The sequence below is a fragment of the Streptomyces sp. NPDC002926 genome (genome assembly GCF_053591755.1).
In genome coordinates this window covers 332,202-356,715 of the sequence record NZ_JBSFUK010000003.1, presented here as the reverse complement: position 1 = coordinate 356,715, position 24,514 = coordinate 332,202, and the positions used below count along the sequence as shown (strand labels likewise).

Sequence of the window (24,514 nt, the reverse complement as noted above, 5' to 3'; positions counted from 1 at the left end):
CCCTAGCGGCCCGCCCCGAAGTCCTGCGTCCACCACGGACCGCCGTCGCCGAAGTGCACGCCGACGCCTATCTCCTTGAAGGAGCAGTTGAGTATGTTCGCCCGGTGGCCGGGGCTGTGCATCCAGGCGTCCATGACGGCTGCCGCGTCGGACTGCCCCTGGGCTATGTTCTCGCCCAGCGTGGACCAGGCGTAGCCTGCGGCCTCGACCCGGCTGGTCATGGTGGAGCCGTCGGGCCCCGTATGGGACATCACGCCGGCGTCGGCCATGACATCGCTGTAGTCGTCCGCTGCCTTGACGAGCTTCGCGTTCGACGTCAGCGGCGAGCAACCGGCCGATGCGCGCTCCTTGTTGACGAGCGCGAGGACCTGGGCTTCGGCGCCGTTGGATGACCCGCCCGAGCTGCCGGACCCGGAGCCCGAGCCGCTGCGGGGCGTGGCGGCCGACCGCCCCCCGCTGCCCGAACCACCCGTGCCGCTGCCGCTCTTCGCCTCAACCTTCGGCGATGCGGCCGGTTTCGCCGGCTGCTTGGGCTTGGCGGAGGGCTTCACGCTCGGGGTGGGAGAGGTGGACACGCTGGGGCTCGCGGAGGGCAGCGCGAGGGGATCAGTGCTGTCCGTGCTGGCATCAGCGCCTCCGGGGAGGTCCCCGGCAGCGTTGGTCGTGACCCGGTCCGCCGTGCCGCCGCTCGGATCCGAACCGCCGGTGGCAAGGGTGACGGCGACGCCGGCCGTCACGGTGAGTGCACCCACTGCCAGGACGACATTGCGCGCTCGGAAACCGCCCTTGGGGCGGGCGTGGGAGCGGGGCTGGGGTCGATCGGCTCGGCGGGAACTCATGCGTACGGCACCTCGGGAGGAGTCGAATGAAGCAGGGAAGAAACCCCGGCAGGCGCGTTCGCGCCCGCCGGGATTGTGGGGGGTTGACGAGAGCGTAGGCGCGATCTGGTGCGAGAAGGCCTCTTGCCGGGTCTTCTTCAAGAAGCCCTAAGAAAGCCCTAAGACTCCGTTCGGCTACATCCGGATACACCCCGGCCGCATGACCGCGATCGGTCACATACTCCGCGTGCTCAGGCGGAGAGGAGGGGACGCAGAAACTGGCTCGGACTGCCGTGCCAGAAGATGTCGAGGCTGTCACGGGCACGCGTTGCGGCGACGAAGAGCAGCGAGCGGGCCCGCTGCAACTGGCGCTGCGCGAGTGGCGGTCGATGCTCGACGAGCCGGACGAGACAGTCGCGTGCACCTTGATTCTTCCTGCGTAGACGCGATCTCAGCCGTTTGCTGACGCGATCCCGATGGCCCGGCAACCGCAGTGAAGCCCCACAACATCATTGATAATGTTGGCCGTTGACGCAGATCGGAGCGGGGGCAACGATGACGTTCAACAGTGAGCGGCACAGCTGAAGTCCGAGGCGCAGGACAGGCAATCTGCGCAGATGCGACTCAATGCGGCGGCGCCCGATCCTGGCGGGTCCGGTCCGCGGGCCCCGGCTGATCTGGTGGTGCACCAGGACGATCATGGCCCGCCTGCACACCACTGGCATTGCCCAGGAGTTCGACATGGCGGGCAGCAGCTCGGTCAAGCACTACGACCTGGGCGCCTCCGCCCCGAACGGTGACCCGCTCCCGAAGCCCGACGAGCCGGGGCGTGAGGGCGGGCGTACGGATCCCGGTGGTGAACAGCAGGAAGGCCGGTAGAGGTCCACCCATGAACAGCCGCAGCAATGAATCCTCCCGCGAGCGGACTGCGCGTCGCCGCCTGCAGGTCCTGTGTGCCGTGGTGCTGGCGGTAGTCGCCTGCGTCGCCGCGGCAGTCGGCGTGTTCGCGTATGTTGCCGACGCAGTGGAGTCGGACCAGACCGACAAGGAGATGAACTGCTGCTGGGAAAGCGGCGCCACTCCTGCCTGGATGAGCGAGGAGATCGGCATCCGCATCCCGAAGACGGCTTCGGACCGGCGGGCCGGATACAAGACCGGCAGTCGCTACGACACCGGGTTGCTTGCCTTCACCCTTCCCAGTCAGGAGGCAGACACGTACACGTCCCGGCTGATTCGGAAGGGTACGAAGATGATTCGGAACTTCCATCCCGAGAAGAAGGACTACCGTCCTGCGGCCGCCTTCGCCCACCTCGAGCTGCCGGAGCCGGAGATCTTCGTCGAAGGGCTGCGGCAGGTGAGCCTTTGCCCTGATGACCTCAAGACCCCTGAAGGCCAGTACCTCCGCCGTTGCGTCGACCTCTTTGCGCACGAATTCAAGCCGGGCACTACACGCATCTATGTCAGGTCGACCATCGAGCCCGGCGTGACACCGCCCCCGGCGACCACCAAGTACTAGCTGCGGCCGGCGGGGCACGCCTCGGCGAAGGTCCAAAGCTGCGACGGGAACAAGTTCTGGCCCACCATTGGGGTGCGGTCATCTCGCGTGACCGGGCCTCATGGCGTCGGCGAGTTCTGTGATTCATGGTGCCAACGCTTCCGCTTCGCCACCACCGTTGACCAGCGGCGACGGGCGGACGGACACACGGTGTCGCGGGCGTCGGCCCAATACAGGCGACGTACGAAGTGCCCGCGGCTCCGCGAACCCAACCGGCGGTGAACGCCACGAAGGCCCGCGGGCCGGCACTTTCTCCACGAGGGCCGAGGCCTGCCGTGCACGACGTGGCCGTCAACCGCGCGTTGCCGTCAGCCCCAAGGTATCCAGACTCTTCAGCGACCTGCTGCGGCGCTGCGGGTTGGGCCGGACGGATACCAGGAGAGGAGACCGTGCGCGCCCTTCTAGCCGCTCGCCCCAGTGGGGGAGGGAAGTCCGCCGAAAACTTCCCGAAAGATCTCCTCGACGCGATCGCGTGACGCCGCCGGAGCGGTGTAGTGCGTGGAGCGCACGGTCGCCAGGAAATCTTCCGGCAATTCTGCGTGGTGCCGCTTCACGTAATGGTGTAGTTCGACCGGCCACATCCAAGTGCCGTCGGTGACGAGGGATCCGGCTCCAGGAAGCCATTCGTCGCCCGTAATGACATCCCGTTGCGCCCCCATGGCGCTGAAGATCTCGGTCCCCGATGAGAGATACGCCAGGATTCTGGACTCGTCGTCCACCCCATGCGGTCGAACGGCATCATGAATTGACGGAGCGGAGAGGTCCGCGTCCTGAGGCTCGAACTCGCGAAAGAACCCCACTCGCTTGATCATTGTGTCTCCGTTGATCGTGTCGCTATTCGGCCATCGGCAAGAAGCTCAACGGTGCACGCAGGCAGTCCCCTCGCGCCACCCCCCCCGAGACACACCGTGCCCGCACTCCCCGCCGACGTGGCGGCTACCAACTCTGCGGATGACCAGGTGGCCACTCATGGTGAGGAGTTGGCGTGGCGGAACTGGTCCGACGGCTGCGATTCAGCGCCGATGTCGGCTGTCACAGTTTCTGTCTCCAGGAGTCCGACGATGTCGATCTTCCTGTGCCGTATCCCGAGGAGAGCGTGTTCGGACAGTTTCTCACCTCGTTTCCCGGACGTGTCGACATCTTCAGCGCCGCGCACACGCACACCGCCGCGGTGACCGCCGAGGTCTGGGACGGCCGCCCGCCCGAAGAGGACGGGCGCGGTGGGGCGAGCACGGTGAGGCCGAGTTCGTGTCGAACTGCGGCCAAGTGGCGGTCTGGTCCATGAGCCTCGGGCGTACGGGCCAGACCGTCACGCTGTCCGACAAGCGCAGCACACCTGGCAGGTCCAGGTGTGCTGCGCGGGACGGGACGAAGCCGAGAGGGTGTCCGCGGAGAACCGGCACCGCTGACGGTGTCGAGCGCTACCTCGTCCGGTTCTGGCCCCAGGCGTAGCGACGGACGACGCTGCGGAGGCAGGGGCCGGCCTGTCGACCCCCGCCCCCGGCCGGTCATGACGCGCCTCGCGTACCCCCGCCCCACGAGCTCCATGGCGCCGAGTTCGTCCATCAGACGCGCTCCCCGGGGATCGATGCGATGCCCGACCTGAGGCAAGCCGTTCGTTCGTCACGAACGGAGAGCGAGGCGGAAGCACCCCTTGTGGGCGGGCGCAGCCTGTGGCATATAGGTCTGGACCATTTCCGTCCCCCTGCGGAGGTCCGACCGTGCAACGTCCCCCCACACTCGCCGCGCTGGCCTGCGCGGCCGCCCTCCTCCTCACCGCCTGTGGCGCGGAGGAAAAGGACACAACGAGCCCCAGTACGCCCCCCGGCGTGACCGTCCAGGCGGGCAGTGCCACATCCGTCCATGTCATGTGGGGGCAGGCAACCGACAACAAGGCGGTCGCCGGATACGAGGTCTTCCAGGAGGGTGCCCGCGTCAAGACGCTGCCGGCCACCAAGCAGATGGTGGACATCGACCGGCTGAGTCCCAAGACCGCCTACAGCTTCACCGTGCGGGCCCGGGACGCCGCCGGGAACCTGTCGAAGCCGAGTCCGGCCGCATCCGTCACCACTCCAGCCCCCACTCCCGAGGACAAGGAGGCGCCCACGCAGCCGGCCAAGCTGCGGGGCAACGTCGACGGCGAGCGGGCCGTCACGCTCACCTGGGGGCGGGCCGTCGACAATATCGAGGTGACGTCGTACGACATCTACCAGGAGGACTCCCGCATCCACGCCGTGTCAGGCAGCGAGACCAGCGCCCGCGTCACCGGCCTGCGGCCCGGCACCGTGTACACCTTCACCGTTCGGGCGCGTGACGCCGCCGAGAACTCCTCGACAGACAGCAACGCCCTGGATCTCACCACTGAGGCCGCGCCGGGCAAGGGGCCCAGCACCGCGCCCAGCGATGTGAAGGCGACGGTCAGGAAGGGCGCTGTCGAGCTGACCTGGACACCGCCGCAGACCGGCGGACCGGTCAAGGAACATCAGCTGTTCCTCAACGGGAAGCCGGCGACGACCATCGTCTGGGGCACCGCGCCGCCCGCCGGGAAGGCGACGTACACGATCATGGTCACCGACATGCCCGGCACGCGCTACAGCATCAAGCTCCGGGCCAGGCTGCCCGACGGCAAGTGGGGTGACTTCTCCGCGCAGCGCACGGTTGAGGTGCGCTAGGTCCTGTCGTCAATCCCCCGTCTGTCCTGCGACTCCAGGCACACGCGCCGCAGGGTCGTCCTCAGGGCGATGGCAAGGGTTGAACGCCAGGACCTAGCCGGGGCCAGCGGTGCCGGGCGATGGCGGAGTGGTCGGCGGTTCCAGGTCGCGGCGGAACCGGTCCAGGGCGACGGCCGGATCGTCGTAGGGGATGCGTGTGAACTTCGAGACCAGCGTCCACATAGCTCGCTCCTCGACCAGGCCCTTGGGCAGCGCGAGGCCGAGGGCGTGAGCGAGCGGCGCCCGGCCGACGTTCACAAGGGCGCGGACCGCGGCCGCCCATTCGTCGGTGGCCACGACCGCGGTGCGGTACCACACCGGAATCAGCGTCGCAGTCACTGCGGCGGTCGCGACCAGGGGGATGGGATCCGCCTTGGCCGCGGTGAGGGATACCAGGGCGACGACAGTCACGACGGCGTGGCCGTAGAGCAGCGCGACGAAGAAGTCGACGCTGGTGCGTGCGGTGTCGACCTGGCGGCGCGACTGCTCGGGGGCCGCCGCGTTCAGCTCGTTCCACAGCAGCTGGGTGTCGAGGCAGTAGCGGTTGTGGCCGTACTCCTCGAACCTGCGAATGGCGTTGCCCAGGCGCGTGGGCGCGATCTGGTCAGGGTCGACCGGGTAACGGGCCAACTGCTCCTGCAGCAAGGCGCGCTGGATTAGACCGCGGCTGCGGTCACGGTTGCGCCACCGCTCCGGCTCCGAGCTGGTCCGTAGCCGTTGCAGTGTCTCCTGCTCGTGCTCCTCCAGGGGGCGACGGCGGCCTTCCCGCTCCAGACGAAGGAGTTGAAGACGCTCGTCAAGTGCGGTGCGCAGCGCCTGGTGGCGTTGGCATCGCCGGAGGTAGTACGGCTGGGGCCACAGGAGGTAGCCCTCCAGGATCCGGTACAGCGGGCTCTGCATTGCGTACAGGATCAGTCCGAAAAGCACCGAGAAGACCAGCAACAGGGTGGCGCCGACGGGCGAGGTGGGGCGCAGACGAGTCGCGTCGACCACGCCGTCGAGGCTGGGGGCCACGGTGAAGCACAGTGCGGCCAAGTTGATCGTGGTAGGCAGGATCCAGCCAACGAGCAGGCCCCAGGCGCCGACCAGGACTCCCTTTGCGATGTCACCCATGCCTCAGCTTCTCCGCCAGCTGTCGTCGTCGGGGTTGGTGGTCGGGCCCGGTGAGCGCGGGCCCGCCTCCGGCGGGCGCAGCGGCCCGTGGCGCTTGCCGATTGCGAACGCCCCGCCGGACATCCCACCGATGGCGACCGCCCCCCGCGCAGGTGGTCGATCTGCTCCTCGAACCCGGCTGTCTCGTAGCCGGATGCGCGAAGGACGCTCGTCACGCCGTGCACCACGCACGCCTCTACAGCCTGCACATGATGCTGGACGTCCATCTCCTGGAAGAGGGGAGCCCGCTCTTCGGCAGCCAGCTCCCGTACCGAGGCGTGCGGAGCATCCGGTAACTCTCGCCGACGATCCCGGCTCCATGTCCAGTACCAGGAGGCGCCGTGTCGCAGGAGTTGGGGCACCGAACGGGCCGCGAACACCGGGGTTCGGAGCCACCAGCCGGCCGCAGGCAAGCGTCGCCGCGCAGCGACGATCCTGTCTACCGCACGAAAGACGGGCCGGACGGGAGGCAGCACGTGCGGCAGGTACTCGACCATCAGCATGTCGCCGTGCGTGTGGACACGGACGAACACCGTCGCCACGCTGTCCTGCGCCTCCCCCGGAACCTGAATGAACAGGTAATGCCGACGCCGACTACCTCCCTCCTCGACGGCAGCGCTCCGGTGGGCGTGAAACTGCTCGGGCTCGTGGGGCGCCCCGCCCCGGTGTGGCAGCCCGGTCACCGGCAGAAACACGCACTCGCCGATAACCAGCCGTGACAACCCGTCCTGCCGCGAAGCCGCCGGCGACATCCGCAGCCGCTCGACCTGCAAGCTGATCCCGTCGAGGAGGGCCTGGTTGCTGAGCGGCGGAGGGGACTGACCCACGCGAGGGACGCTGCCCAGTGGTACCGCCGTGGTCCAGGGCCGGTAGGAGCTGCCGAAGCCCAGGAACGGAGAGCCGGGCCCGTAGTAGACGAAGGGCGACTCCTGTTCGCGTGCGATGAGCCGCGCGGTCGCTCGAATCCGTGGGTTTTGTGCGAGCGCCACTTGCGTGCCGCTGCCGTCCCCAAATCGGTACGGCGACAGATCGACGGACAATGCCAGGTTCACCTGTGCGCGGTGTCCAACGGCACACAGGGCCATGCCCAGCGGAACGCCCAGGGCGACCCAAGAGGACAGCGTGTCTCCGCCGGGAGACATGAGCCCCGGCGCGGCGATGTTCGCTACCGCCGCGCCAAGGTAGCCGACGAAAAGAGCGCCGCCGAGGACGGAGAGCGAGGTGCCGAGAACGCGCCGCGCCCCGCGTGCCGGGCGGATCTCCAGCCCCGGCCGACGGGAGTCCGGATCGTTCCCCACGCCGGACAAGGCTGCGGAGATCACCAAGGTGACGGCCGGGGCCAGGAAGTAGGCGAAGACGGCGCCTGCTACCAGGAAGCCCAGCATCCACAGGGCAACGACTATCCACGCCCAGAAGGTTTGGAGGCGGCGTGCCCTCAGCGCATGGACAAGGACCGAAACAGCGTCGAACCCGACGGACGGGGCGACGAGACGTTCCCGGTTCACGTACAGCTCGTCGATGACGGCATCGCGGAAACTGTCATCGAGATAGGTGCCGGCGGCCAGTTCGCGTGTGGCGTCGCCCCTCGGCCCGCCGCCCATCGGTGTCGTCATTCCACCCCCTGCGTGGGACTGCCCCGAAGCGAGCCGCAGGGCCGTGATGAAGGCCACATCCTAGGCCCTGTAGTCGACTTGCCGTCGTTGTCCGGAGGATGGCCATGCGGCGTAAGTGCGTGCATGGAGTCACGGAACGGGAAGCTCTGGTCCGCCCCCACGCGTTTGCTCAGCTCTCAGCGGCGAACTCCACGAACGCGGCCCATCCTTGAGGTGCGACCGACAGGACGGGTCCCGTCTTGGCCTCCGAGTCCCGCACGCGGATGGTGCCGGGGCCGGCGGCGACCTCGACGCACTGACCACCCTCACCGCTGCTGTAACTGCTCTTGAACCAATGCGACTCGGGCACGGACCGCACAGGCTTTTCGGCGTTCATGTGTCTGCCGGCAACGTCTCTACGAGGATCAACGATTCGCGCGGAGTGAGTGTCTGGGCCCTTCGCTGACCACTGTGCGTTGTAGGCATCGCCGCAGAACTCACCGCCAACGCCGTACGCTACGGCCACGTTCCCGGCCGGGACTTTCACCTCCGGCTCACCGAGGTCGCCGGCCGCGCGGTCCTCCGCATCGAGGTCGCCGACACCCGCAGCGAGCGGTGTCCCGTATCCGAAGCCCCCGGCACCCCACCCCCCCCGACGAGGAATCGGGTCGCGGGCTCTACCTCGTCTCCCAGCTCGCCGACCGCTGGGGCGTCGCACCCCGCCGCGGTGCCCCCGGAAAATGCGTCTGGGCGGAGCTGCGACTGTCGCCTGGACGTCGGGACGACATGGCTCGCTGAGACGCATGGCGGTGCACGGTCGTCATCGGCCGGCGTGCAGCCTTCGGAAGAATGACTGGATGTCGCCGACCAGCAGGTCCGGTACCTCCATCGCCGCGAAGTGCCCGCCCCGGTCGAACTCCGACCACTGCACGATGTTGTTCGTCCGCTCCGCGATGTGCCGCAGCGGGATGAAGTTCTCCCGCGGGAAGTCGGCCAGGGCCGTCGGCGCGGTCGACGTCTCGGGTGCCGATCCCCAGTAGGCGGCGTGCGCCCTCTCGTAGTAGATACGGGCTGACGAGCCGGCGGTGCCCGTCAGCCAATACAGCATCACGTTGGTGAGCAGCTGGTCGCGGTCGACGGCATCCTCGGGACGGTCGCGTGAGTCCGTCCACTCCTTGAACTTCTCTGCGACCCAGGCCAGTTGGCCGACCGGTGAGTCGGTCAACCCGTACGCCAGTGTCTGGGGCCGGGTGGACTGGATGTCGGCGTAGCCCTGTTTGTCGCGGCTCCACTCCTGGCCGCGCTTCCAGGAGGCCAGCGTGCGGTCCCGCTCCGCCGGGCTCAGCGCGGCCAGTTCGTCGGCGCGCGGCTCCTCGGTCGCGGACGAGCCGGGCAGCAGGTTCAGGTGTACGCCGATGATCCGGTCGGTCTGGGTGCGGCCGAGTTCGCGGGAGATGGCCGCGCCCCAGTCGCCGCCCTGGGCGCCGTACCGGTCGTAGCCGAGGCGCCGCATCAGCTCCGCGAGCGCGGCGGCCACCCGGCGGAACTCCCATCCGGTCTCTCGTGTCGGGCCGGACAGGCCGAACCCCGGGATACTCGGCAGGACCAGGTGGAAGGCGTCGGACGGATCGCCGCCATGAGCCCGTGGGTCCGACAGCGGGCCGGCGACCTCGGCGAATTCGACGATGGAGCCCGGCCAGCCGTGCGTCATGATCAGCGGGGTCGCGTCGGGTTCCGGGGAACGGATATGGGCGAAGTGGAGGTTCGCCCCGTCGATCGTGGTCGTGAACTGCGGCCATGCGTTCAGCCTGGCTTCGGCGGCGCGCCAGTCGTACTCGTGCCGCCAGTACCGCGCGAGCTCCTTCAGATAGTCGCGCGGGATGCCGTACGCCCACCCCACTCCGGGCAGTTCGTCAGGCCACCGGGTGCGATCGAGGCGCGCGTGCAGATCGTCCAGGTCGTCCTGGGGAATGTCGATGCGGAACGCGTGCATGCTCTCATCGGTACTCGTCACGGCTACGCATGCTAGGTCTGGCCGTTCGCCGGGGCGAACGGTATTCGCCGGGGCCGGCGCTCCAGTGCCCGGTCCCCGAACACCCCCGTACCAACGAAGTGCCGTCACGCCTCCAGTCCGGTCCGGTCCATTCCGGTCCGGTCCATTCCGGTCCATCGCGCCCCACGCTGCTCCAGGGGCGTGCTCAGCCATATCCGATTGCCCAAGGCCTGGGCGCCGTGGCACCCATGGCGCACGTTCGCACAAGGGACTTGCGACGCCGCGTCGCGGGCCGCGCCGCCACCAGCGCGGGATCGGCGCAGAGGCGACCGAGGCCGATCTGGACCACCGTTTCGCGCTGATGGACCGGGCAGGCATCGACCTTCAGGTGCTTTCCGTGGCGCCGCAGTCCCCACACCTGATGGGGGAGCCCGACGCCGTGGCGCTGGCGGGGGCGGCGAACGAGTCGTGCGCAGAACTGGTGGCCCGTTTCCCCGGGCGTTTCCGGGCCTTCGCCGCGCTGCCCCTCCCGCATGTCGACGCGGCCCTGCGTGAGGTCGTCCACGCGCTGGACGACCTCGGTGCGGTCGGTGTCGGCGTGACCACGACCGTACTCGGCCGCACACTCGCCGATCCGCTTTTCGACCCCCTCTACGAGGAACTCGATCGGCGCGGTGCCGTTCTGTATATCCACCCGGCCGGCGAAGGGGCCGCCAGCCCGCTGATCACCGGGCACGGCATGACGTGCATGGTCGGGGCGCCGGTCGAGGACACGGTGGCGGTCATGCACCTGATCCTCGCGGGCATCCCCGTGCGCTATCCGCGGATGCGTATCCTGGCCTCGCACCTGGGCGGGGCGCTGCCATTGTTGCCGCGCCGGCTTGACGACCATCTGGCGTTCGAGTCCCCTGAAACGCCCGAGCTGCCTTCGGTGGCCGTCGGCCGCCTCTGGAACGACACGGTCAGCCATGTGCATTCGCCGGCGCTGGTCGCCGCCGCGGCGTCATTCGGGGCGGACCGCCTCGTACTCGGCACGGATTTTCCGTACGAGGACGGAGAGGTCTTCCTGCGCGCTGTGGACTACATCGCCGCGAGCAGTGGGAGCACGTTTGGGATCGCCAGCCTGAGGAGGACAAGACCGGGACGCGGCTCGACATCCCCGTGCCGCCGAAGTACGCGCCCGCCGACTTCCTTAGGGCGTCCTACTGGTCGCACCGCGGCAAACTCGACGTTCCCAAGGAGCGGTTCATCTCCTACCCGGACGCGTCGCCCGACTCCGACGCGACGCTCCTGCTTGGCTGGGCCGGCTGGGATCACAAGGATCAGGTGCAGGCGCTGGTCAACGTGATCAACGACCGTACCGAGCAGGCAGGTTGGGACACTCCGCGCCTCATGCCGCTCATCGCCGGCATCCAGGAGCTGATGCCGTGGGTCCACCAGTGGCACGGTCAGCACGATGAGGAGTGGGCGGTAACCCGGCCGAGGAGTACCAGGCGTACCTGGAAGAGCAGCGCGGAAAGCACGGGCTCTCGGCGGAGGACCTTAGGGCCTGGCGCCGGGAGAAGAAGACACGTGGCCGGGCGAAGAAGGCCGACTGAGGCTCGCGTATAGGTGCGTACAAGGCAGACGCCCCGTCTCCGGATCGCTCCCGGTGGCGGGGCATCGTTCGTGTGTGCTCAGCCTTGGGCGGCGAACTTCATGAAAGCCGCCCAGCCTTCGGAAGCCACGCGGAGAATCGGACCGACCTTGTCCTTGGAGTCGCGGACGTGAATGATGCCGGGGCAGACGGCGACCTCAACGCACTCGCCGCCCTCGGCTCCGCTGTGGCTGCTCTTGAACCAAGTCAGTTCCTCAGCTGTGTTGGTCTCCGCGATGTTCATAGCTCTCCCAGCAACTTCTCGATGAAGGCAAGTGACTCCCGTGGCGTGAGAGCCTGCGCCCGGATGATCCCATAGCGGGCCGCGATGGCGCGGACCTCTTCCCGATCACTCACCAAGGTGCTGCGTCCCTGGACCTCCAAGTACGCGATGTGCTCCTCGCACTTGCGTGTAATCAGTGTGAATGGTCCGTCGACGCCCGCGTTGTCCTCACGGTCTAGCGGCATCGCTTGGATCTCAACATTGCGCTTCTCACCGATGAGGAGCAAGTGTTCCAACTGGCCACGCAGAACGGTCTTGCCACCGAAGGGGCGGCGGAGTACTGCTTCCTCGATAGCGAAGCTCATCAGAGGGGCTGGCCACCGATTGAAGATCTCCTGCCGTGCAAGGCGAGCAACGACTCGCTGCTCGATGGTCTCCTCGTCGAGCAGGGGCCGTCGCATGGTCAGCAGGGCGCGGGTGTACTCCTCGGTCTGCAGCAGGCCCGGCACGGCCTGGACGGCGTACAGATGCAGCTCAACCGCCTCCGCCTCCAACCGCGCCGCATCCCTGAAGAACGCCGGATACTGCGCCCTCGCCACCTCCTCCTTGCTCGCCCTCAGTAACCCGCCCGCATCCAGCACTTCGTCCGCCTTGTCGATGAACCTCGGTGGCGGAATCCGACGCCCTTGCTCGAACGAGGCGATCGTCGAAGCCGAGTACCCGGTCATCGACCCCAACTCCGGCCGCTCCAGCCCCGCCCGTACCCGGCAGAGCTTCAACTGCTGCCCGAAGACGTGCAGGATGCCCGATCCCGGCTCGTATTCGTGCTCCGGCTGCTGCTGATCGTCCATGCCCCCGCACCTCCCGTGCCGCCCGCGCCCTACACCGCACCTGCGCCAACGCAGCACCCTTGAGCCGGTCACGCTCCGAGCTGCGTACAACGCCGTCCCCGACGCGTACACCTCGTACCGGTGAGCGCGTCCCACCTGGTCAACGCTACGCCCGCACCGCCAGCGTTTTCCTCATGAACCGAGCAATTACCCCTGGCGTGGCACCGCAGCAATCCCCCACCCCCACCAGCGAGTTCTCGATGCAGTTCACCTCCACCCCACGCGGCGCCCGCCTCGCCCGCCGGCTCGTCTCGCACCGGCTCCACGAGTGGGGTTACCCCTACGACTCCGCTCCCAACGAGACGCTGACCCTCATCGCCGCCGAACTCACCGCGAACGCCCTACGCCACGGACACGTCCCCGGCCGGGACTTCCACCTCCGCCTCACCGCCACCGCCACCGCCCTCCGCATCGAAGTCGCCGACACTCGTACCGAGCGATGCCCCACGCCCGGCGAACTCACCGCCCCACCCATCGACTCTGAATCGGGTCGGGGCCTCTACCTCGTCTCCCAGCTCGCCCACCGCTGGGGCGTCGCACCCCGAGCGGATGCCCCCGGAAAACATGTGTGGGCGGAGCTGGGACTGCCGCCCATTCCCTGAGGTGACGTGGCTCTTCAGCGGCCACCGGAAAGCGCGGCGTGACGCGGCGGCCAAGACACTGCGAAGTTCGCCACGAACCCGCGGAGACCACTCCGCGTCGGGTGAGCCTGCGGCAAGCGAGGTGATGTGACTGGCGTACGGGCACCGCCTGCCCTCACCCCCGGCCCTCCTCGAACGCACCCTCGATCGGTGCAAGCTACTACCGTCGCGCTCGATGACCAGGCGGCCGTTCACGGTGAGGAGTTGGCGTGGCGGAACTGATCCAACGGCAACAACTTGACGCGGATGTCGGCTATAACAGCTTCTGCTTCCAGGAGTCCGACGACGGCGATCTGCCGGTGCCCTACCCGGACGACTCCGTGTTCGGCCAGTTCCTCACCACGTTTCCCGGGCGCATCGACATTTTCAGCGCAGGCCACACCGCTTCGGTGGCAGTCGAGGTGTGGAACGGACCGCCGCCCGAAGAGGACTGGGCGCGGTGGGACGAACACGGTGAGGTCGACTTCGAGTCGACCAGCGGTGAGGTGGCTCTGTGGTCGATGAGCCTGGGCCGGACGGACGCCGTCATCACACTCTCGGACAGTGGCGGTGTCTAGCGCGTGCAGGTCTGTTGCGTGGGCCGGGAGGAGGCCGAACGTCTTTCGGAGCAGACCGGTACGGCCGAGGACGCTGAGCGATATCTCGTCCGTTTCTGGCCCAAGGCGTGACAGGAGTCGCCGTGGAGGGGCGGCAGCAGCATCCCGCTGCCGCCCCACGGTCGCACCCTTCCGTCGCGGGGCGGCGGCGGTTGCGTCGAAGCCAGGCAGCGCAAGCGCCCGCGCTACGCCTTCGGCTTGGCGGGGGGCGGAGTCAGGCTCGGCTCGATGCCGGTCCTGGTGAAGATCCGCGTGCTGCCCGTCGTGAACCGGTGCGCGAAGAGCTTGGCGCAGTACTGGATCTTCTTGCCGTCGGGTGTGTCGACGTCACCACGGCAGACGTTGCCCATGCGCGTGCCTTCGACGAGCGTCTCCGGCTCCGGGATCCCCAGGTGGGCGAAGCCGACCGCGGGCGAGTAGTCCTTTTCCCGAGGGTTGGTGTTCTCGATCATTTTGGAGCCCTCGGGAGTCAGCTGTGCGAGGTACTCGTCCGCCTTCTTGTCGGGCAGAGTGAAGGCCATCAGAGCCGTGTCATAGCGAGATCCGCTGTGGTACCCGACCCTCACGTCCGAAGCCTTCACGGGGATCTTGAGCCCCGTCACCTGACTGACCCATGCGGGCGTGGCGCTCTCCGACCAGCAGCAGTTCTTCTCCTTCTCAAGATCGGACGAGCTGTCCGCGAGGAAAGCGAGCGAGACGACGACCGCGGCGGCGACTGCGACAACACCCCCGACGACAAGGAGTACACGACGCAGGGATGACCCCGCCCGGGACGGTTTTCCGGTCATCGAACGATGCTCCCATGGCGCTTCTGCTGCTCCCGGCCGGGGTCGGTGCGGTCACCGTCCCTGCCTGGTTCGTCGGGCTGTGGCAGGCCGTTGTCGTTAGGGGCGGCGCTGCCGAGGTCGTAGTGCTTGACCGAACTGCTGCCGGCCATGTCGAATTCCTTGGCCAGTCCGGTGGTGTGCATGCGTGCCATCTCCCCGTCCGGGATGTCGATCGGGCCGATGCTCACTCCCTTCCCCTCATCCCAGTTGTAGCGGTCCCAGGCGTTGGCCTGGTAGTCGAGGCCCACCTCAGGGCGGCCGTCGGCGCCCGGTACGACGGTGACCACACCGGTGACGTTCGACCGGGCCGCTCCGACGGCGAAGAACCAGTTCTCATTGGCGTTCTGGTCGAAGTAGTAGTCGCGGGTCTTCGTCTCGACCGGAATGCTGACAGGGCGACCGCCGTTCTTCCTGAACTCCTCCAGAGCCTGTTCGCGCCACTCGCCCTGTTTCTCCCGGACCAAGCCGTCCACATGCGTCCTGAAGCCCTCCTCGTCCGCCATCATCTTGTCGACGGGAAGCTCCATGGGTTCGCCGCCGCCCTCCAAGTAGTGCGCCATATGGCGAGAGGCATCGGTCATGCCTTTCATGTCTGCGCCCTGTACCAGGAGCTTCATCTTCTCCTGGGTCATGAACTCGTCCCAGCCGGCCTTCTCCGCGGCGTAGGGCCCCGCACCTCGGTCGGGTGCGGCTTTCTTGGCCGTCGGATTCAAGATGCCCGTGGCCAGTAGGTCGTCCTTCTGGCCTTTCCACAGCTCCGCCCGGGCCTCCGGGCTGAGCGACTGCCAGAGCCGGCGCAACTCGGCCCGCTGCTTCTCGCTGGCGTCCTTGCCGAGCGAAGCCAGACTCATCGCGCGCGGCAACTGGTCCTCGTCGAGAGAGGTGTACGTGGCGTGCCCGGCGTTGTTCGGGTCTCCGCCATGGCTTCGTTTCAGCGCCCGCGTGACTGCGGCGTCCACTTCGGATGCGTGGGCAACGAGGCCGGTGAGCGTGTCGGCGTACCACTGCATCATGTCCTTCGTGCGTTGCGAGGTTCCCTTCGCATCGCACATCGCCTCCATCACCTTCACTGTGCCGTTGCCGCCGTCGGTCACCAACAGTCCCGGATCCGGCTCGGGAGTACGCGCAGGATCCCCTTGGCGGGCCTCCTCGGACAGGGCCTTGGCCCGCTTCTGGATCTGAGTGAGCTCGCTGTGAGCGTCCTCGAGGACTTTGTAGATGCTCTCGGCCTCCGCATGCAGGTCGAGGAACTCCTTGGCGGTGCTTCGTACGAAGTCCTTTGTGACGGTGGCGTTCACGCCCTTCCACTCGGCCGCGTCGGACTTCGCGACCAGGGTGTCGGAGACGTCCGTCCTGAGCTTGGCCAGCTCCCCGACCATGGTCTTCCAGTCGGTGACGGCCGTGTTCAGCTTTCCCAGATCCAGGGCGATGAGATCCGAGTACGTAAAGGTGCCCATGTCTGCCGACCCCCTACTTTACGTACTTGGATATCTCTGAGACGGACACCGCGGAGCCGTCCCGGTGTCTGAGAGCAGCTTCGATGGCCCGGTCATTCTCAGCGTGGGACTTCTTCGAGTAGTCCAGATGATTGGAGATGTGCGCGCACATCTGCCGGACTGTCTTGACCTGTGAATCCCAGACCGAGAGCGTGGTGAGAAGCTCGGCGCCCATGGTCAGGTTGCGGTCCGAGAGTTCCTTGGCGGCCTGCGCGGTGGAACCGGCGCCGCGTTTGTCGCTGTCCGCGCCCGCGATGTCGGCCTTCTTCTGCAACTGGTCGTGCAGCCGGAATGCCTCGTGACCGACGGAACCGAGGTCGTCCTGGGTGACGACCAGGTCGGGGTTCGAGCCTGATCCTGCACCCGGTTCGAGCTGGTTTAGCCGTGTGCCGACGGACTGCCGCTCCTTGGCCGCGGATACCAGACCGGACCATTCCTCGTTGAACGCCATCTTTCCCCCGTTCGGCGATGTTCAGCGTGACTGCACGTTAGCAAGTCCGTCGCGGGGGCTGACGTGCGGATTTGCTGCGGGAGTCATCAAGCCGATGCGTTTCGGCCGTATCAGGCAGACCGCGGCTGGAACGTTGTGTTGAACGACTGCCGAGGTCCACACGGGCAGGCGCGGCTCTGTCAGGGACCCTGGCACGCACCGGAGTTGGCGGAGACGGCCCTCACGCCCGAGGCGTAAGAACTGGAACCATGCCCCTCGTGCCTTCGGGAGTACGAACCGGGGCGGACGAACAACGGGGAGTACTCAGCAATATATGGCCTTCCAGGACGACCCGGTGGAGAACGGAACCGCGCGAGGGATCTTCGACTGCGACGGGGCCCACCGCAGCCCCCTCAAGGACGACTACGAGCGGGTCTTCCAGTCCGGGATGGTTGTCCTGGACACCAACGTGTTACTCAACCTCTACCGCTCCAACGCCCGCACCCGGCAGGACACTCTCGCCGTACTGACGAAGCTTCGGGACCGGCTGTGGGTGCCGCACCAGGTGCTCACCGAGTTCTGGCGAAACCGCGAACTGAAATCCGTCCGCCACCACCACAGCACCAAAGCGAAGGAGACCTCCGCCGCGCTGGACAGGGTCCGTCGGTCGGCGCACGACGCTGTTGAGCGCTGGGTGAAGGACGTACGCCTCAAGCAGGACGAGGAGGTCACCCAGCGGATCGACGGGGGCCTGGTGGCACTCACAGATGCGGTCTCGGACCTGCGGGAGATCATCGACGGCCAGGCCGAGCGGGACGCGCTGGCGGGTACGGCCTAGACTCACTCCGACCCAGTATCCGTTTTCACGCTCAGGGGCGACCAGAAGACGGTCTGGCGCCACGTGAAGCAAGCGGTGGAGCGCGAGGGACGCTCCTCGCCGCACAGCCCGGGGCCCGTGGTCTTCCTGGTGAGGGGAGGAGCGGGGAGCGGTAAGAGCGCCATCGGGCTGGAGTTGTTGCGCTACTTCACCGCGAGAGGCCGGGAGGTGAGGTATGCGAGTGGCTCGCGGGCCTTTGACGCCTCGATGAAGCACTTCATCCGCGGAGATGAGCAGGTCTCGGCCGACCAGTTCGTGTACTTCCACAACTTCGTGGAACCTCCTGAGCCGCCTCTGGATCTGCTCATCTGCGATGAGGCGCACCGACTGCGGGAACGATCCACCAACCGGTACTGGCCCTCGGAGCGCCAGGGAAAACAGCCGCAGGTGGACGAGTTGATCAAGGCGGCGCGGGTCACGGTCTTCCTCCTCGACGAGGACCAGTCGGTGCGACGCGATGAGGTTGGTACTGGCGGGCTCATTGAACGAGCGGCCTTGCGTCACGGTGTTACTGCTCAGCAGTACGCCCTTCAGGCGGAGTTTCGTTGCGGTGGCAGCGACAGTTATCGTCAATTGGTCCTCGACCTGCTGGGAATCTCCGATGAGAGCTCAGGGGTGTGGGCACCGGCAACGCCGATGGCTACCTCACGGATCCAGCTGCGACGCGCAGGCGTGTACTCGACGGGGCTCATGCCAAGCATCTCCTTCAAGGAGTCGGAATGGCAGGGAACTCCCCTACCGGGGCACCCATCGGCCATTCCGAAGCCCGCGAGTCGTGCACCATCCCAAAGGGAAGGCGCGTAGCGCCCGTTCACCGTATCTGATCTGCGGCGATCACCCTGATTCCGCGCGAGAGGCACGGCGTGCGCAGTTCGTGACAGCGCGACGCCCCCGGTGCCGTGCGGTACCGGAGGCGCCGTGCCACGACCGGCGCGAAGTCAGCCGACCAGCTGCTCGTACGCCGACAGCGTCAGGAAGTCCTCGTAGTTCTCGTCCAGCGCCACCTTCAGCAGCAGATCGTGCGCCTGCTGCCAGTTGCCCGCCGTGAACGCCTCCTCGCCGATCTCCTCGCGGATCGCGGCCAGTTCCTCCGCCGCGACCTTGCGCACCAGGTCCGCGGTGGCGAGCTCGCCGTTCTCGAAGACGACGCCCGCGTTGATCCACTGCCAGATCTGGGAGCGGGAGATCTCCGCGGTGGCCGCGTCCTCCATGAGGTTGAAGATCGCGACCGCGCCGAGGCCGCGTAGCCACGCCTCGATGTAACGGGTACCGACCTGGACGGCGTTGCGCAGACCGTCGTACGTGGGCTTGGCGTCCAGCGAGTCGATGGCGATCAGGTCGCCGGGCGCCACCGAGACGTCCTCTCGGAGGCGGTCCTTCTGGTTGGGCCTGGAACCCAGCACCGCGTCGAACGACGCCATCGCGATGGGGACCAGGTCCGGGTGCGCGACCCAGGAGCCGTCGAAGCCGTCGCCCGCCTCGCGGTCCTTGTCCGCCTTGACCTTCTCGAAGGCGACCTTGTTGACCTCGGCGTCGCGGCGGGACGGGATGAAGGCCGCCATGCCTCCGATGGCGTGGGCTCCGCGCTTGTGGCAGGTGCGGACCAGCAGTTCGGTGTACGCGCGCATGAACGGCGCTGTCATCGTTACCGCGTTGCGGTCCGGGAGCACGAACTTCGCGCCGCCGTCACGGAAGTTCTTGACGATCGAGAAGAGATAGTCCCAGCGGCCCGCGTTCAGGCCGGCCGCGTGGTCGCGGAGCTCGTAGAGGATCTCCTCCATCTCGTACGCCGCGGTGATCGTCTCGATCAGGACGGTCGCGCGGACGGTGCCCTGCGGGATGCCGACGTACTCCTGCGAGAAGACGAAGATGTCGTTCCAGAGACGGGCCTCCAGGTGCGACTCCGTCTTCGGCAGGTAGAAGTACGGGCCCTTGCCGAGCTCGATCAGACGCTTGGCGTTGTGGAAGAAGTAGAGGCCGAAGTCGACCAGCGCACCCGGGACCGGGCTGCCGTCGAGCTGCAGGTGACGCTCCTCCAGGTGCCAGCCGCGCGGGCGCATGACGACCGTCGCGAGCTCGTCGGCGGCCTTGAGGGCGTACGACTTGCCGGAGCGCGGGTCGGTGAAGTCGATCCGGCGCTCGTAGGCGTCGATCAGATTGAGCTGGCCGAGGACAACGTTCTCCCAGGTGGGAGCCGAGGCGTCCTCGAAGTCCGCGAGCCAGACCTTGGCGCCCGAGTTCAGGGCGTTGATGGTCATCTTGCGGTCGGTCGGTCCGGTGATCTCCACGCGGCGGTCGTTGAGCGCCGCCGGGGCCGGGGCCACTTTCCAGGAGTCGTCCGCGCGGATCGCGGCGGTCTCGGGGAGGAAGTCCAGTGTGGACGTGCGGGCGATCTCGGCACGGCGCTCACCGCGGCGGGCGAGCAGCTCATCACGCCGCGGTGTGAACCGCCGGTGCAGCTCGGCCACAAAGGCGAGGGCCTCGTCGGTCAGGACCTCTTCCTGCCGGGGCAGGGGCTCGGCTTCGACGATGGCCAGCGGGGACGGCGCTGGTGCGGACATGAGCTGTCACTTCCTTCAGCGGGCGGTGCCTGGCGGCCGCCGGGCGTACAGATACGGCACTCGGTGCCGCAGGAGCCGAGGTACGGTCGCGGGCGCCGTCTGGGGGTCGGGCGCTTCTGACCAGTGGATAGTAGTTTCCTCATGGTGGAAGTTCAATGGTTTGTTGATATCGAGATTCTCCGAGTCGACAGATCATGGCGCTGAGTGCCACGCCGTTCACTCAAGGTGTGCCAGATCCTCCGCCGTGTCGATGTCGTACGCCTCGGCGATGTCGCCGCACTCGATCAGCGCGAGCGAGGACTCGTGCGCCTTCAGATACGCGCGTGCGCCGCGGTCGCCGACCGCGCTCGCCGCGATGTCCTTCCAGCGGTGCGCGCCGAAGAGGACCGGGTGCCCCCGCTCACCCCTGTACGCCGCCGCCGCGAGCGAGTCCCGGGAGTGGTACGCGGCGCGGACGCGGGCCACCGCCGCCGCGCCGATTCCCGGCTGGTCCACGAGAGAGACGAGCGCCGCGTCCGCCGCCGTGGTCGCCAGCGACTCCAGTCCCGCTCGCAGCGAGGAGCCCATGCCCTCCTCCCACTCGGGGTTGTCGACCAGTACGCAGCCGGAGAGGTCGGCCTCCTTCCGTACCCGGTCGGCCGCCGCCCCGAGCACCACATGCACCGGACCACAGCCGCCCTCGCGCAGCGCGCGTACCGCATGCTCGACCAGCGGCCTGCCGCGGTGCTCGAGCAGCGCCTTCGGGCGTCCGCCCAGCCGCCGCCCGCCGCCCGCCGCGAGCAGCAATCCGGCGACGGCCGGTTCTTTCGGTGGTTGTGCCATAAGGACTCCTTACCTCATTTGCGGGCGAAGCGCCGCGCGGTGCTCGGGTCCGCGCACGGGTCAGGAACCGCCCGTACCGCTCGGGTCGTCTGACGTTGGGAGCGCGGGGTGACCTTGGATAAGGTGCACCTCCGACACCGAAGTTCGCCATGGGGGACGAGAGTTGATGAGTGGGCGCGCACACGGAAGAACGGTCTTCCAGCCGTTGGGCGAAGAGGATCCGCACAACGTCGCCGGGTACAGGATCGCCGCTCGCCTCGGCGCCGGCGGCATGGGCAAGGTCTACCTCTCGTACACGCCGGGCGGCCGCCCCATCGCCATCAAGGTGATCAGGCCGGACTTCGGTCAGGACCCCGAATTCCGCCGCCGCTTCGCTCAGGAGGTGCAGGCCGCGCAGCGCGTGCAGGGCCTGTACACCGCGCCGGTCATCGACGCCGACGCCGATGCCGAGCAGCCCTGGCTCGCCACGGCGTACGTCCCCGGACCCTCCCTCGCCGACGCGGTCAGTGAGCACGGCAAGCTGCCGGTGGAGACCGTGCTGCTGCTGGTCGCCGGAATCGCCGAGGCGCTGCACATCATCCACGGCGCGGGCATCGTCCACCGCGACCTCAAGCCGGCGAACGTCCTGCTCGCCTCGGACGGGCCGCGCGTCATCGACTTCGGCATCGCCCGGGCCGCCGACGCGACCTCGCTCACCAGCAGCGGCGTCACCATCGGCACCCCGTCCTTCATGGCCCCGGAGCAGGCGGCAGGCAGCCATGTCACCCCGGCCACCGACATCTTCGCGCTCGGCCAGGTCGCGGCGTACGCGGCGACCGGCAGCCCGGCCTTCGGCGAGGGCACCTCGCACGGCGTGCTCTACCGGATCGTGCACGAGGAGCCGGACCTCTCCGAACTGCCCGAGCAACTGCGCGAGTTGGTGACCCGCTGCCTCGCCAAGGACCCGGAGGCACGTCCGTCGGTCGCCGACCTGCTCGCCATCTGCCAGACCGCCAACGCGGAAACGGTGCTGCGCCGTCCGGAGGAGTGGCTGCCGGGTGCGGTCGCCGCCGAGATCACCACGCGCAAGGCGGCCCCCGCGCCGCCCGCGACCCCGCCGCCCGCGACCCCGTCGGCCGGGCAGCCGCCGGCCGCCGCTCCGCCCGCCGCCGCTCCGATGGCGAGCCAGGCAGCCGCACCGATGCAGGCGCCGGCCCCCGGCGCCGCACCGGCGACCCCGCCGCCGGTCCCCGCGCCCACCGAGGCCTCCGCCCCGGCCACTCCGCCGCCCGGCTTCGGCCCTCCGCCGCAGACGCAGACGCCGATGTACGGCTACCCGCACGCGCAGGCCGCCCCTCCGCAAACCCAGTCGGCGCCTCCGCAGTACCACCACCAGCCGGTGCAGCCGTACGGGACCGTCGCCGCGCCCGCCGCACCTGCCGCGCCCAAGAAGAAGACCGCCCGCAATCTGGCCATCGCCGTCGTCGCCACGCTGGTGCTCGGCGCGCTGGCGGGCGGCGGTGTGTACTTCGCCCTGTCCGGCAAGGAGAAGGACAAGGGCAAGGACAATCAGTCGCAGGGCCAGGACAAGGGCCAGGCCTCGCCGGACGCGACCCCGCAGGCGGACGCCACCTCGTCGGAGGCACCGGGGCAGGATCAGTCCACGCCGCCCGCGGAGCCGGTGGCCGACCCGACGCCGAAGACCTACACGGGCCTCAATGTGGTGGACGACTACCACATCACGCTCGGCGACGAGCCGGTCAAGCCGGTCGGGGAGGACTCCTCCAACGCCGATCTCTCGTACAACTGGGACCTCGGCTGGATGGACGTCGAGAACGCGAAGCTGATTCTGCTGCGCACCGGTCAGAGCGCCGATCTGAACACCTGCCGCACCGAGACCCGGTACGCGGCCCGGCTCGAGCTCCAGAACCTCTCCAAGGGCGCAAAGTTCTGCGTACTGACCAACTCCGGGAACGTGGGCCTGGTGACCTACCAGGGGCAGTCGCCCGCATCGGATCCCAGCAGGTTCGTCACCCTCGACGTGACCGTGTGGCGCGGCGCCCTCTACCCCGTACAGCCGTCGTCCTGAATTACGTCCGCGGAGTGGCGCGCACCGCGTCGCATGGCGTTAACTGGCCCGCGACCCAGGGTGGCTGACCGACACCCCTGGGTCACCGGCGGCACAACGACGTGCGAGGGGAAGACTTTGTTGCGGAGCGTGGGGCAGACGCGGGTGACCGGGAGCGGCGAGGACCCGAGGGCGACGGAGCTGCGTCTTGCGGTCTCCCGGCTCCACCGTGAACTCGCCGGTCATCCCGCGGAGTTCCCTGACCGCGGCATCGCCGAGGACGAACTGGCCGTGCTGGCAGCGATGGTGGCCGGCGGTGCCCCGGAAATCCCGCGTATGCGCCGCTCGCTTCTGCTGATCGCGGGCGCGATCGGCTCGGTCAGCGCGCTGGCGCCGGCGCTGATGGAGGTACGGAACGCGGTCGACCTCTTCGGCGGGGTGCCGCCGCGGCGGCGCGCATGAGGGCGGGGTCCGTCCGGCCGCCGTTCGTCCTCGATGCCCCCTGAGTCCCGACTCTCAGAGCGCGATGCGGCGTTCGTCCGCGGCGATCGGGAAGTCGTTGATGCTCGCGTACCGGCGTCGCATCAGACCGTGCTCGTCGAACTCCCAGTTCTCGTTGCCGTAGCTGCGGAACCACCTGTCGTCCTCGTTGCGCCACTCGTATTCGAAGCGGACCGCGATGCGGTTGTCGGTGTACGCCCACAGCTCCTTGCGCAGCCGGTAGTCGAGCTCGTACTGCCACTTGTCGCGCAGGAACTCCACGATCTCCGCGCGCCCGCACAGGAACACATCGCGATTGCGCCACTCGGAGTCCTCGGTGTAGCCGAGCACGACCCGCTCGGGGTCACGGCTGTTCCAGGCGTCCTCTGCCGCCCTGACCTTCTGCAGTGCGGTCTCGGCGGTGAACGGCGGGAACGGCGGCCTGTTCGCGGTCATGGCACTCCCCTTCGAAACCGGGAGAACGTGCGTTCTCCCGTCCGTGCCGTAGCCTAGGAGAACGGTGATTCTCACGCAAGGCGGGGGTTGGCATGGAAGCCGCAGCACTCGAGGCCCGCGTCCTCGACGCAGCCGAGACGCTCTTGTACGGGCGGGGGCTGCAGACGGTCGGCATGGATGAGATCCGCGGCGCCTCGGGGGTGTCCCTCAAACGCCTCTACCAGCTCTTCCCCTCCAAGGAGCGCCTGGTGGAGGCCTATCTGCGCCGACGTGACGGGCGGTGGCGCGCGGCGTTGGCGGGCTATGTCGATGCCAGGCCCCCGCAGGAGAACAAGATTCTGGCGGTCTTCGACTGGCTGGAGTCGTGGTTCGAGGAGCCCGGCTTCCGGGGCTGTGCCTTCGTCAACTCATTCGGAGAGCTGGGCGCCACTTCGGAAGGTGTCGCCGCCGCGGCCCGCGATCACATCGACGCGCTGCGGCGGTATCTGGCGGAGCTGGTGGCCGCCGCGGGCCGCCCCGCCCGGTTGTCGGAGCCCCTTCTGCTGCTCGTGGAGGGTGCGATCACGACAGCCGCGATCTCCGGAGGCGGCGCGACGGCAGGCCGGGCCCGGGAGGCGGCGCGCCTGCTGCTGGATGCGGATCGCTCGCAGGTCCCGGCACCGTGAACGCGACTGCGCCGGTGACTCGTGGTCGCCGGCGCAGTCGCGTTCT

Annotated in this window: 27 protein-coding genes and 3 pseudogenes; 15 read left to right on the top strand and 15 right to left on the bottom strand. The window is 68.2% G+C overall.

Annotated features, from left to right (window positions below; all coding sequences use genetic code 11):
• Positions 1 to 2: 2 nt before the first annotated feature.
• Positions 3 to 839, bottom strand: a complete 837-nt coding sequence (locus tag ACWDZ6_RS08035; protein WP_451502179.1) for a CAP domain-containing protein — start codon at positions 837 to 839, stop codon at positions 3 to 5.
• Positions 840 to 1,069: 230 nt separating this feature from the next.
• Positions 1,070 to 1,186: pseudogene (locus ACWDZ6_RS08030) on the bottom strand (3'-5' exonuclease); the annotation flags it as partial.
• A gap of 259 nt (positions 1,187 to 1,445) precedes the next feature.
• Here ACWDZ6_RS08030 and ACWDZ6_RS08025 point away from each other — a divergent pair.
• Both ACWDZ6_RS08025 and ACWDZ6_RS08020 read left to right on the top strand, forming a co-directional pair.
• Positions 1,446 to 1,697, top strand: coding sequence for a hypothetical protein (locus ACWDZ6_RS08025; protein WP_451502178.1), 252 nt, complete (start codon positions 1,446 to 1,448; stop codon positions 1,695 to 1,697).
• A gap of 10 nt (positions 1,698 to 1,707) precedes the next feature.
• Positions 1,708 to 2,334 carry a hypothetical protein gene (locus tag ACWDZ6_RS08020; protein WP_451502177.1) on the top strand — a complete coding sequence of 209 codons (627 nt, stop codon included), beginning with the start codon at positions 1,708 to 1,710 and terminating at the stop codon, positions 2,332 to 2,334.
• Between the two features lie 440 nt (positions 2,335 to 2,774).
• Here ACWDZ6_RS08020 and ACWDZ6_RS08015 read toward each other — a convergent pair whose 3' ends face one another.
• Positions 2,775 to 3,185: a hypothetical protein gene (locus ACWDZ6_RS08015; RefSeq protein WP_451502176.1), complete on the bottom strand. Its 411-nt coding sequence runs from the start codon at positions 3,183 to 3,185 to the stop codon at positions 2,775 to 2,777.
• Between the two features lie 173 nt (positions 3,186 to 3,358).
• Between ACWDZ6_RS08015 and ACWDZ6_RS08010 the strand changes: the two genes are divergently transcribed.
• Complete coding sequence (locus ACWDZ6_RS08010; RefSeq protein WP_451502175.1) at positions 3,359 to 3,658, top strand: hypothetical protein; 300 nt, start codon at positions 3,359 to 3,361, stop codon at positions 3,656 to 3,658.
• Between the two features lie 436 nt (positions 3,659 to 4,094).
• The gene (locus tag ACWDZ6_RS08005; RefSeq protein ID WP_451502174.1) at positions 4,095 to 5,045 is read left to right on the top strand and encodes a fibronectin type III domain-containing protein; all 951 of its coding nucleotides are present in this window, start codon (positions 4,095 to 4,097) and stop codon (positions 5,043 to 5,045) included.
• Between the two features lie 93 nt (positions 5,046 to 5,138).
• On the opposite strand, the gene ACWDZ6_RS08000 is transcribed toward ACWDZ6_RS08005, so the two are convergent.
• Positions 5,139 to 6,197 carry a hypothetical protein gene (locus ACWDZ6_RS08000; protein WP_451502173.1) on the bottom strand — a complete coding sequence of 353 codons (1,059 nt, stop codon included), beginning with the start codon at positions 6,195 to 6,197 and terminating at the stop codon, positions 5,139 to 5,141.
• Positions 6,198 to 6,817: 620 nt separating this feature from the next.
• Between ACWDZ6_RS08000 and ACWDZ6_RS07995 the strand changes: the two genes are divergently transcribed.
• Both ACWDZ6_RS07995 and ACWDZ6_RS07990 read left to right on the top strand, forming a co-directional pair.
• Entirely contained in the window at positions 6,818 to 6,955 is a 138-nt protein-coding gene (locus ACWDZ6_RS07995) for a hypothetical protein (protein WP_451502172.1), read from the top strand.
• A 502-nt stretch (positions 6,956 to 7,457) separates the two neighbouring features.
• A complete protein-coding gene (locus tag ACWDZ6_RS07990) occupies positions 7,458 to 7,586 on the top strand; it encodes a hypothetical protein (RefSeq protein ID WP_451502171.1) in 129 nt (42 codons plus the stop codon).
• A 432-nt stretch (positions 7,587 to 8,018) separates the two neighbouring features.
• On the opposite strand, the gene ACWDZ6_RS07985 is transcribed toward ACWDZ6_RS07990, so the two are convergent.
• Both ACWDZ6_RS07985 and ACWDZ6_RS07980 read right to left on the bottom strand, forming a co-directional pair.
• Positions 8,019 to 8,225 carry a DUF397 domain-containing protein gene (locus ACWDZ6_RS07985; protein WP_451502170.1) on the bottom strand — a complete coding sequence of 69 codons (207 nt, stop codon included), beginning with the start codon at positions 8,223 to 8,225 and terminating at the stop codon, positions 8,019 to 8,021.
• Between the two features lie 423 nt (positions 8,226 to 8,648).
• On the bottom strand, positions 8,649 to 9,821 hold the full coding sequence (locus tag ACWDZ6_RS07980) for an epoxide hydrolase family protein (RefSeq protein ID WP_451502169.1): 1,173 nt from the start codon (positions 9,819 to 9,821) through the stop codon (positions 8,649 to 8,651).
• On the opposite strand from ACWDZ6_RS07980, the pseudogene ACWDZ6_RS07975 reads away from it, so the two are divergent.
• Positions 9,709 to 10,881 (top strand): annotated as a pseudogene (locus tag ACWDZ6_RS07975) (amidohydrolase family protein); the annotation flags it as partial. The gene ACWDZ6_RS07980 and the pseudogene ACWDZ6_RS07975 overlap by 113 nt on opposite strands.
• Positions 10,770 to 11,432: a DUF7008 domain-containing protein gene (locus ACWDZ6_RS07970; protein WP_451502343.1), complete on the top strand. Its 663-nt coding sequence runs from the start codon at positions 10,770 to 10,772 to the stop codon at positions 11,430 to 11,432. The pseudogene ACWDZ6_RS07975 and the gene ACWDZ6_RS07970, both read left to right, overlap by 112 nt.
• A gap of 65 nt (positions 11,433 to 11,497) precedes the next feature.
• On the opposite strand, the gene ACWDZ6_RS07965 is transcribed toward ACWDZ6_RS07970, so the two are convergent.
• Together ACWDZ6_RS07965 and ACWDZ6_RS07960 are read right to left on the bottom strand one after the other, a co-directional pair.
• A complete protein-coding gene (locus ACWDZ6_RS07965; protein ID WP_451502168.1) occupies positions 11,498 to 11,701 on the bottom strand; it encodes a DUF397 domain-containing protein in 204 nt (67 codons plus the stop codon).
• A complete protein-coding gene (locus ACWDZ6_RS07960; RefSeq protein WP_366735659.1) occupies positions 11,698 to 12,531 on the bottom strand; it encodes a helix-turn-helix domain-containing protein in 834 nt (277 codons plus the stop codon). Before ACWDZ6_RS07960 ends, ACWDZ6_RS07965 begins: the two co-directional genes overlap by 4 nt.
• Positions 12,532 to 12,704: 173 nt before the next feature.
• Here ACWDZ6_RS07960 and ACWDZ6_RS07955 point away from each other — a divergent pair, with 173 nt between their 5' ends.
• Positions 12,705 to 13,172, top strand: a complete 468-nt coding sequence (locus tag ACWDZ6_RS07955) for an ATP-binding protein (RefSeq protein WP_451502167.1) — start codon at positions 12,705 to 12,707, stop codon at positions 13,170 to 13,172.
• Positions 13,173 to 13,420: 248 nt separating this feature from the next.
• Complete coding sequence (locus tag ACWDZ6_RS07950; protein WP_451502166.1) at positions 13,421 to 13,768, top strand: hypothetical protein; 348 nt, start codon at positions 13,421 to 13,423, stop codon at positions 13,766 to 13,768.
• Positions 13,769 to 13,992: 224 nt separating this feature from the next.
• Here the strand turns inward: ACWDZ6_RS07950 and ACWDZ6_RS07945 are convergent, their stop codons facing one another.
• Genes ACWDZ6_RS07945 through ACWDZ6_RS07935 form a run of 3 tightly spaced genes read right to left on the bottom strand, consistent with a single transcriptional unit; the run spans position 13,993 to position 16,581 of the window.
• Complete coding sequence (locus tag ACWDZ6_RS07945) at positions 13,993 to 14,595, bottom strand: hypothetical protein (protein ID WP_451502165.1); 603 nt, start codon at positions 14,593 to 14,595, stop codon at positions 13,993 to 13,995.
• Positions 14,592 to 16,091: a hypothetical protein gene (locus ACWDZ6_RS07940; protein ID WP_451502164.1), complete on the bottom strand. Its 1,500-nt coding sequence runs from the start codon at positions 16,089 to 16,091 to the stop codon at positions 14,592 to 14,594. The genes ACWDZ6_RS07945 and ACWDZ6_RS07940 overlap by 4 nt, the downstream gene beginning before the upstream one ends.
• A 13-nt stretch (positions 16,092 to 16,104) precedes the next feature.
• On the bottom strand, positions 16,105 to 16,581 hold the full coding sequence (locus ACWDZ6_RS07935; protein ID WP_451502163.1) for a hypothetical protein: 477 nt from the start codon (positions 16,579 to 16,581) through the stop codon (positions 16,105 to 16,107).
• A gap of 313 nt (positions 16,582 to 16,894) precedes the next feature.
• Between ACWDZ6_RS07935 and ACWDZ6_RS07930 the strand changes: the two genes are divergently transcribed.
• Positions 16,895 to 17,398: a PIN-like domain-containing protein gene (locus ACWDZ6_RS07930; RefSeq protein WP_451502162.1), complete on the top strand. Its 504-nt coding sequence runs from the start codon at positions 16,895 to 16,897 to the stop codon at positions 17,396 to 17,398.
• Between the two features lie 63 nt (positions 17,399 to 17,461).
• Positions 17,462 to 18,046, top strand: a pseudogene (locus tag ACWDZ6_RS07925) (DNA/RNA helicase domain-containing protein); the annotation flags it as partial.
• Here ACWDZ6_RS07925 and ACWDZ6_RS07920 read toward each other — a convergent pair.
• The 3 genes from ACWDZ6_RS07920 to ACWDZ6_RS07910 all read right to left on the bottom strand — a co-directional run bounded on the left by ACWDZ6_RS07920 (position 18,007) and on the right by ACWDZ6_RS07910 (position 20,820).
• Entirely contained in the window at positions 18,007 to 18,129 is a 123-nt protein-coding gene (locus tag ACWDZ6_RS07920; protein WP_451502342.1) for a DUF6408 family protein, read from the bottom strand. The pseudogene ACWDZ6_RS07925 and the gene ACWDZ6_RS07920 overlap by 40 nt on opposite strands.
• Before the next feature lie 246 nt (positions 18,130 to 18,375).
• Complete coding sequence (aceB, locus tag ACWDZ6_RS07915) at positions 18,376 to 19,998, bottom strand: malate synthase A (protein WP_389181175.1); 1,623 nt, start codon at positions 19,996 to 19,998, stop codon at positions 18,376 to 18,378.
• Between the two features lie 216 nt (positions 19,999 to 20,214).
• Positions 20,215 to 20,820 carry a nucleotidyltransferase family protein gene (locus tag ACWDZ6_RS07910; protein WP_451502161.1) on the bottom strand — a complete coding sequence of 202 codons (606 nt, stop codon included), beginning with the start codon at positions 20,818 to 20,820 and terminating at the stop codon, positions 20,215 to 20,217.
• 166 nt (positions 20,821 to 20,986) lie between these two features.
• Between ACWDZ6_RS07910 and ACWDZ6_RS07905 the strand changes: the two genes are divergently transcribed.
• Both ACWDZ6_RS07905 and ACWDZ6_RS07900 read left to right on the top strand, forming a co-directional pair.
• Entirely contained in the window at positions 20,987 to 22,888 is a 1,902-nt protein-coding gene (locus ACWDZ6_RS07905; protein ID WP_451502160.1) for a serine/threonine-protein kinase, read from the top strand.
• 117 nt (positions 22,889 to 23,005) lie between these two features.
• On the top strand, positions 23,006 to 23,329 hold the full coding sequence (locus tag ACWDZ6_RS07900) for a DUF5955 family protein (protein WP_451502159.1): 324 nt from the start codon (positions 23,006 to 23,008) through the stop codon (positions 23,327 to 23,329).
• Between the two features lie 54 nt (positions 23,330 to 23,383).
• On the opposite strand, the gene ACWDZ6_RS07895 is transcribed toward ACWDZ6_RS07900, so the two are convergent.
• Positions 23,384 to 23,803 (bottom strand): DUF1348 family protein, encoded by a 420-nt coding sequence (locus ACWDZ6_RS07895; protein ID WP_451502158.1) that lies wholly within the window; start codon positions 23,801 to 23,803, stop codon positions 23,384 to 23,386.
• Between the two features lie 92 nt (positions 23,804 to 23,895).
• On the opposite strand from ACWDZ6_RS07895, the gene ACWDZ6_RS07890 reads away from it, so the two are divergent.
• Complete coding sequence (locus tag ACWDZ6_RS07890; RefSeq protein WP_451502157.1) at positions 23,896 to 24,468, top strand: TetR/AcrR family transcriptional regulator; 573 nt, start codon at positions 23,896 to 23,898, stop codon at positions 24,466 to 24,468.
• Positions 24,469 to 24,514: the final 46 nt, after the last annotated feature.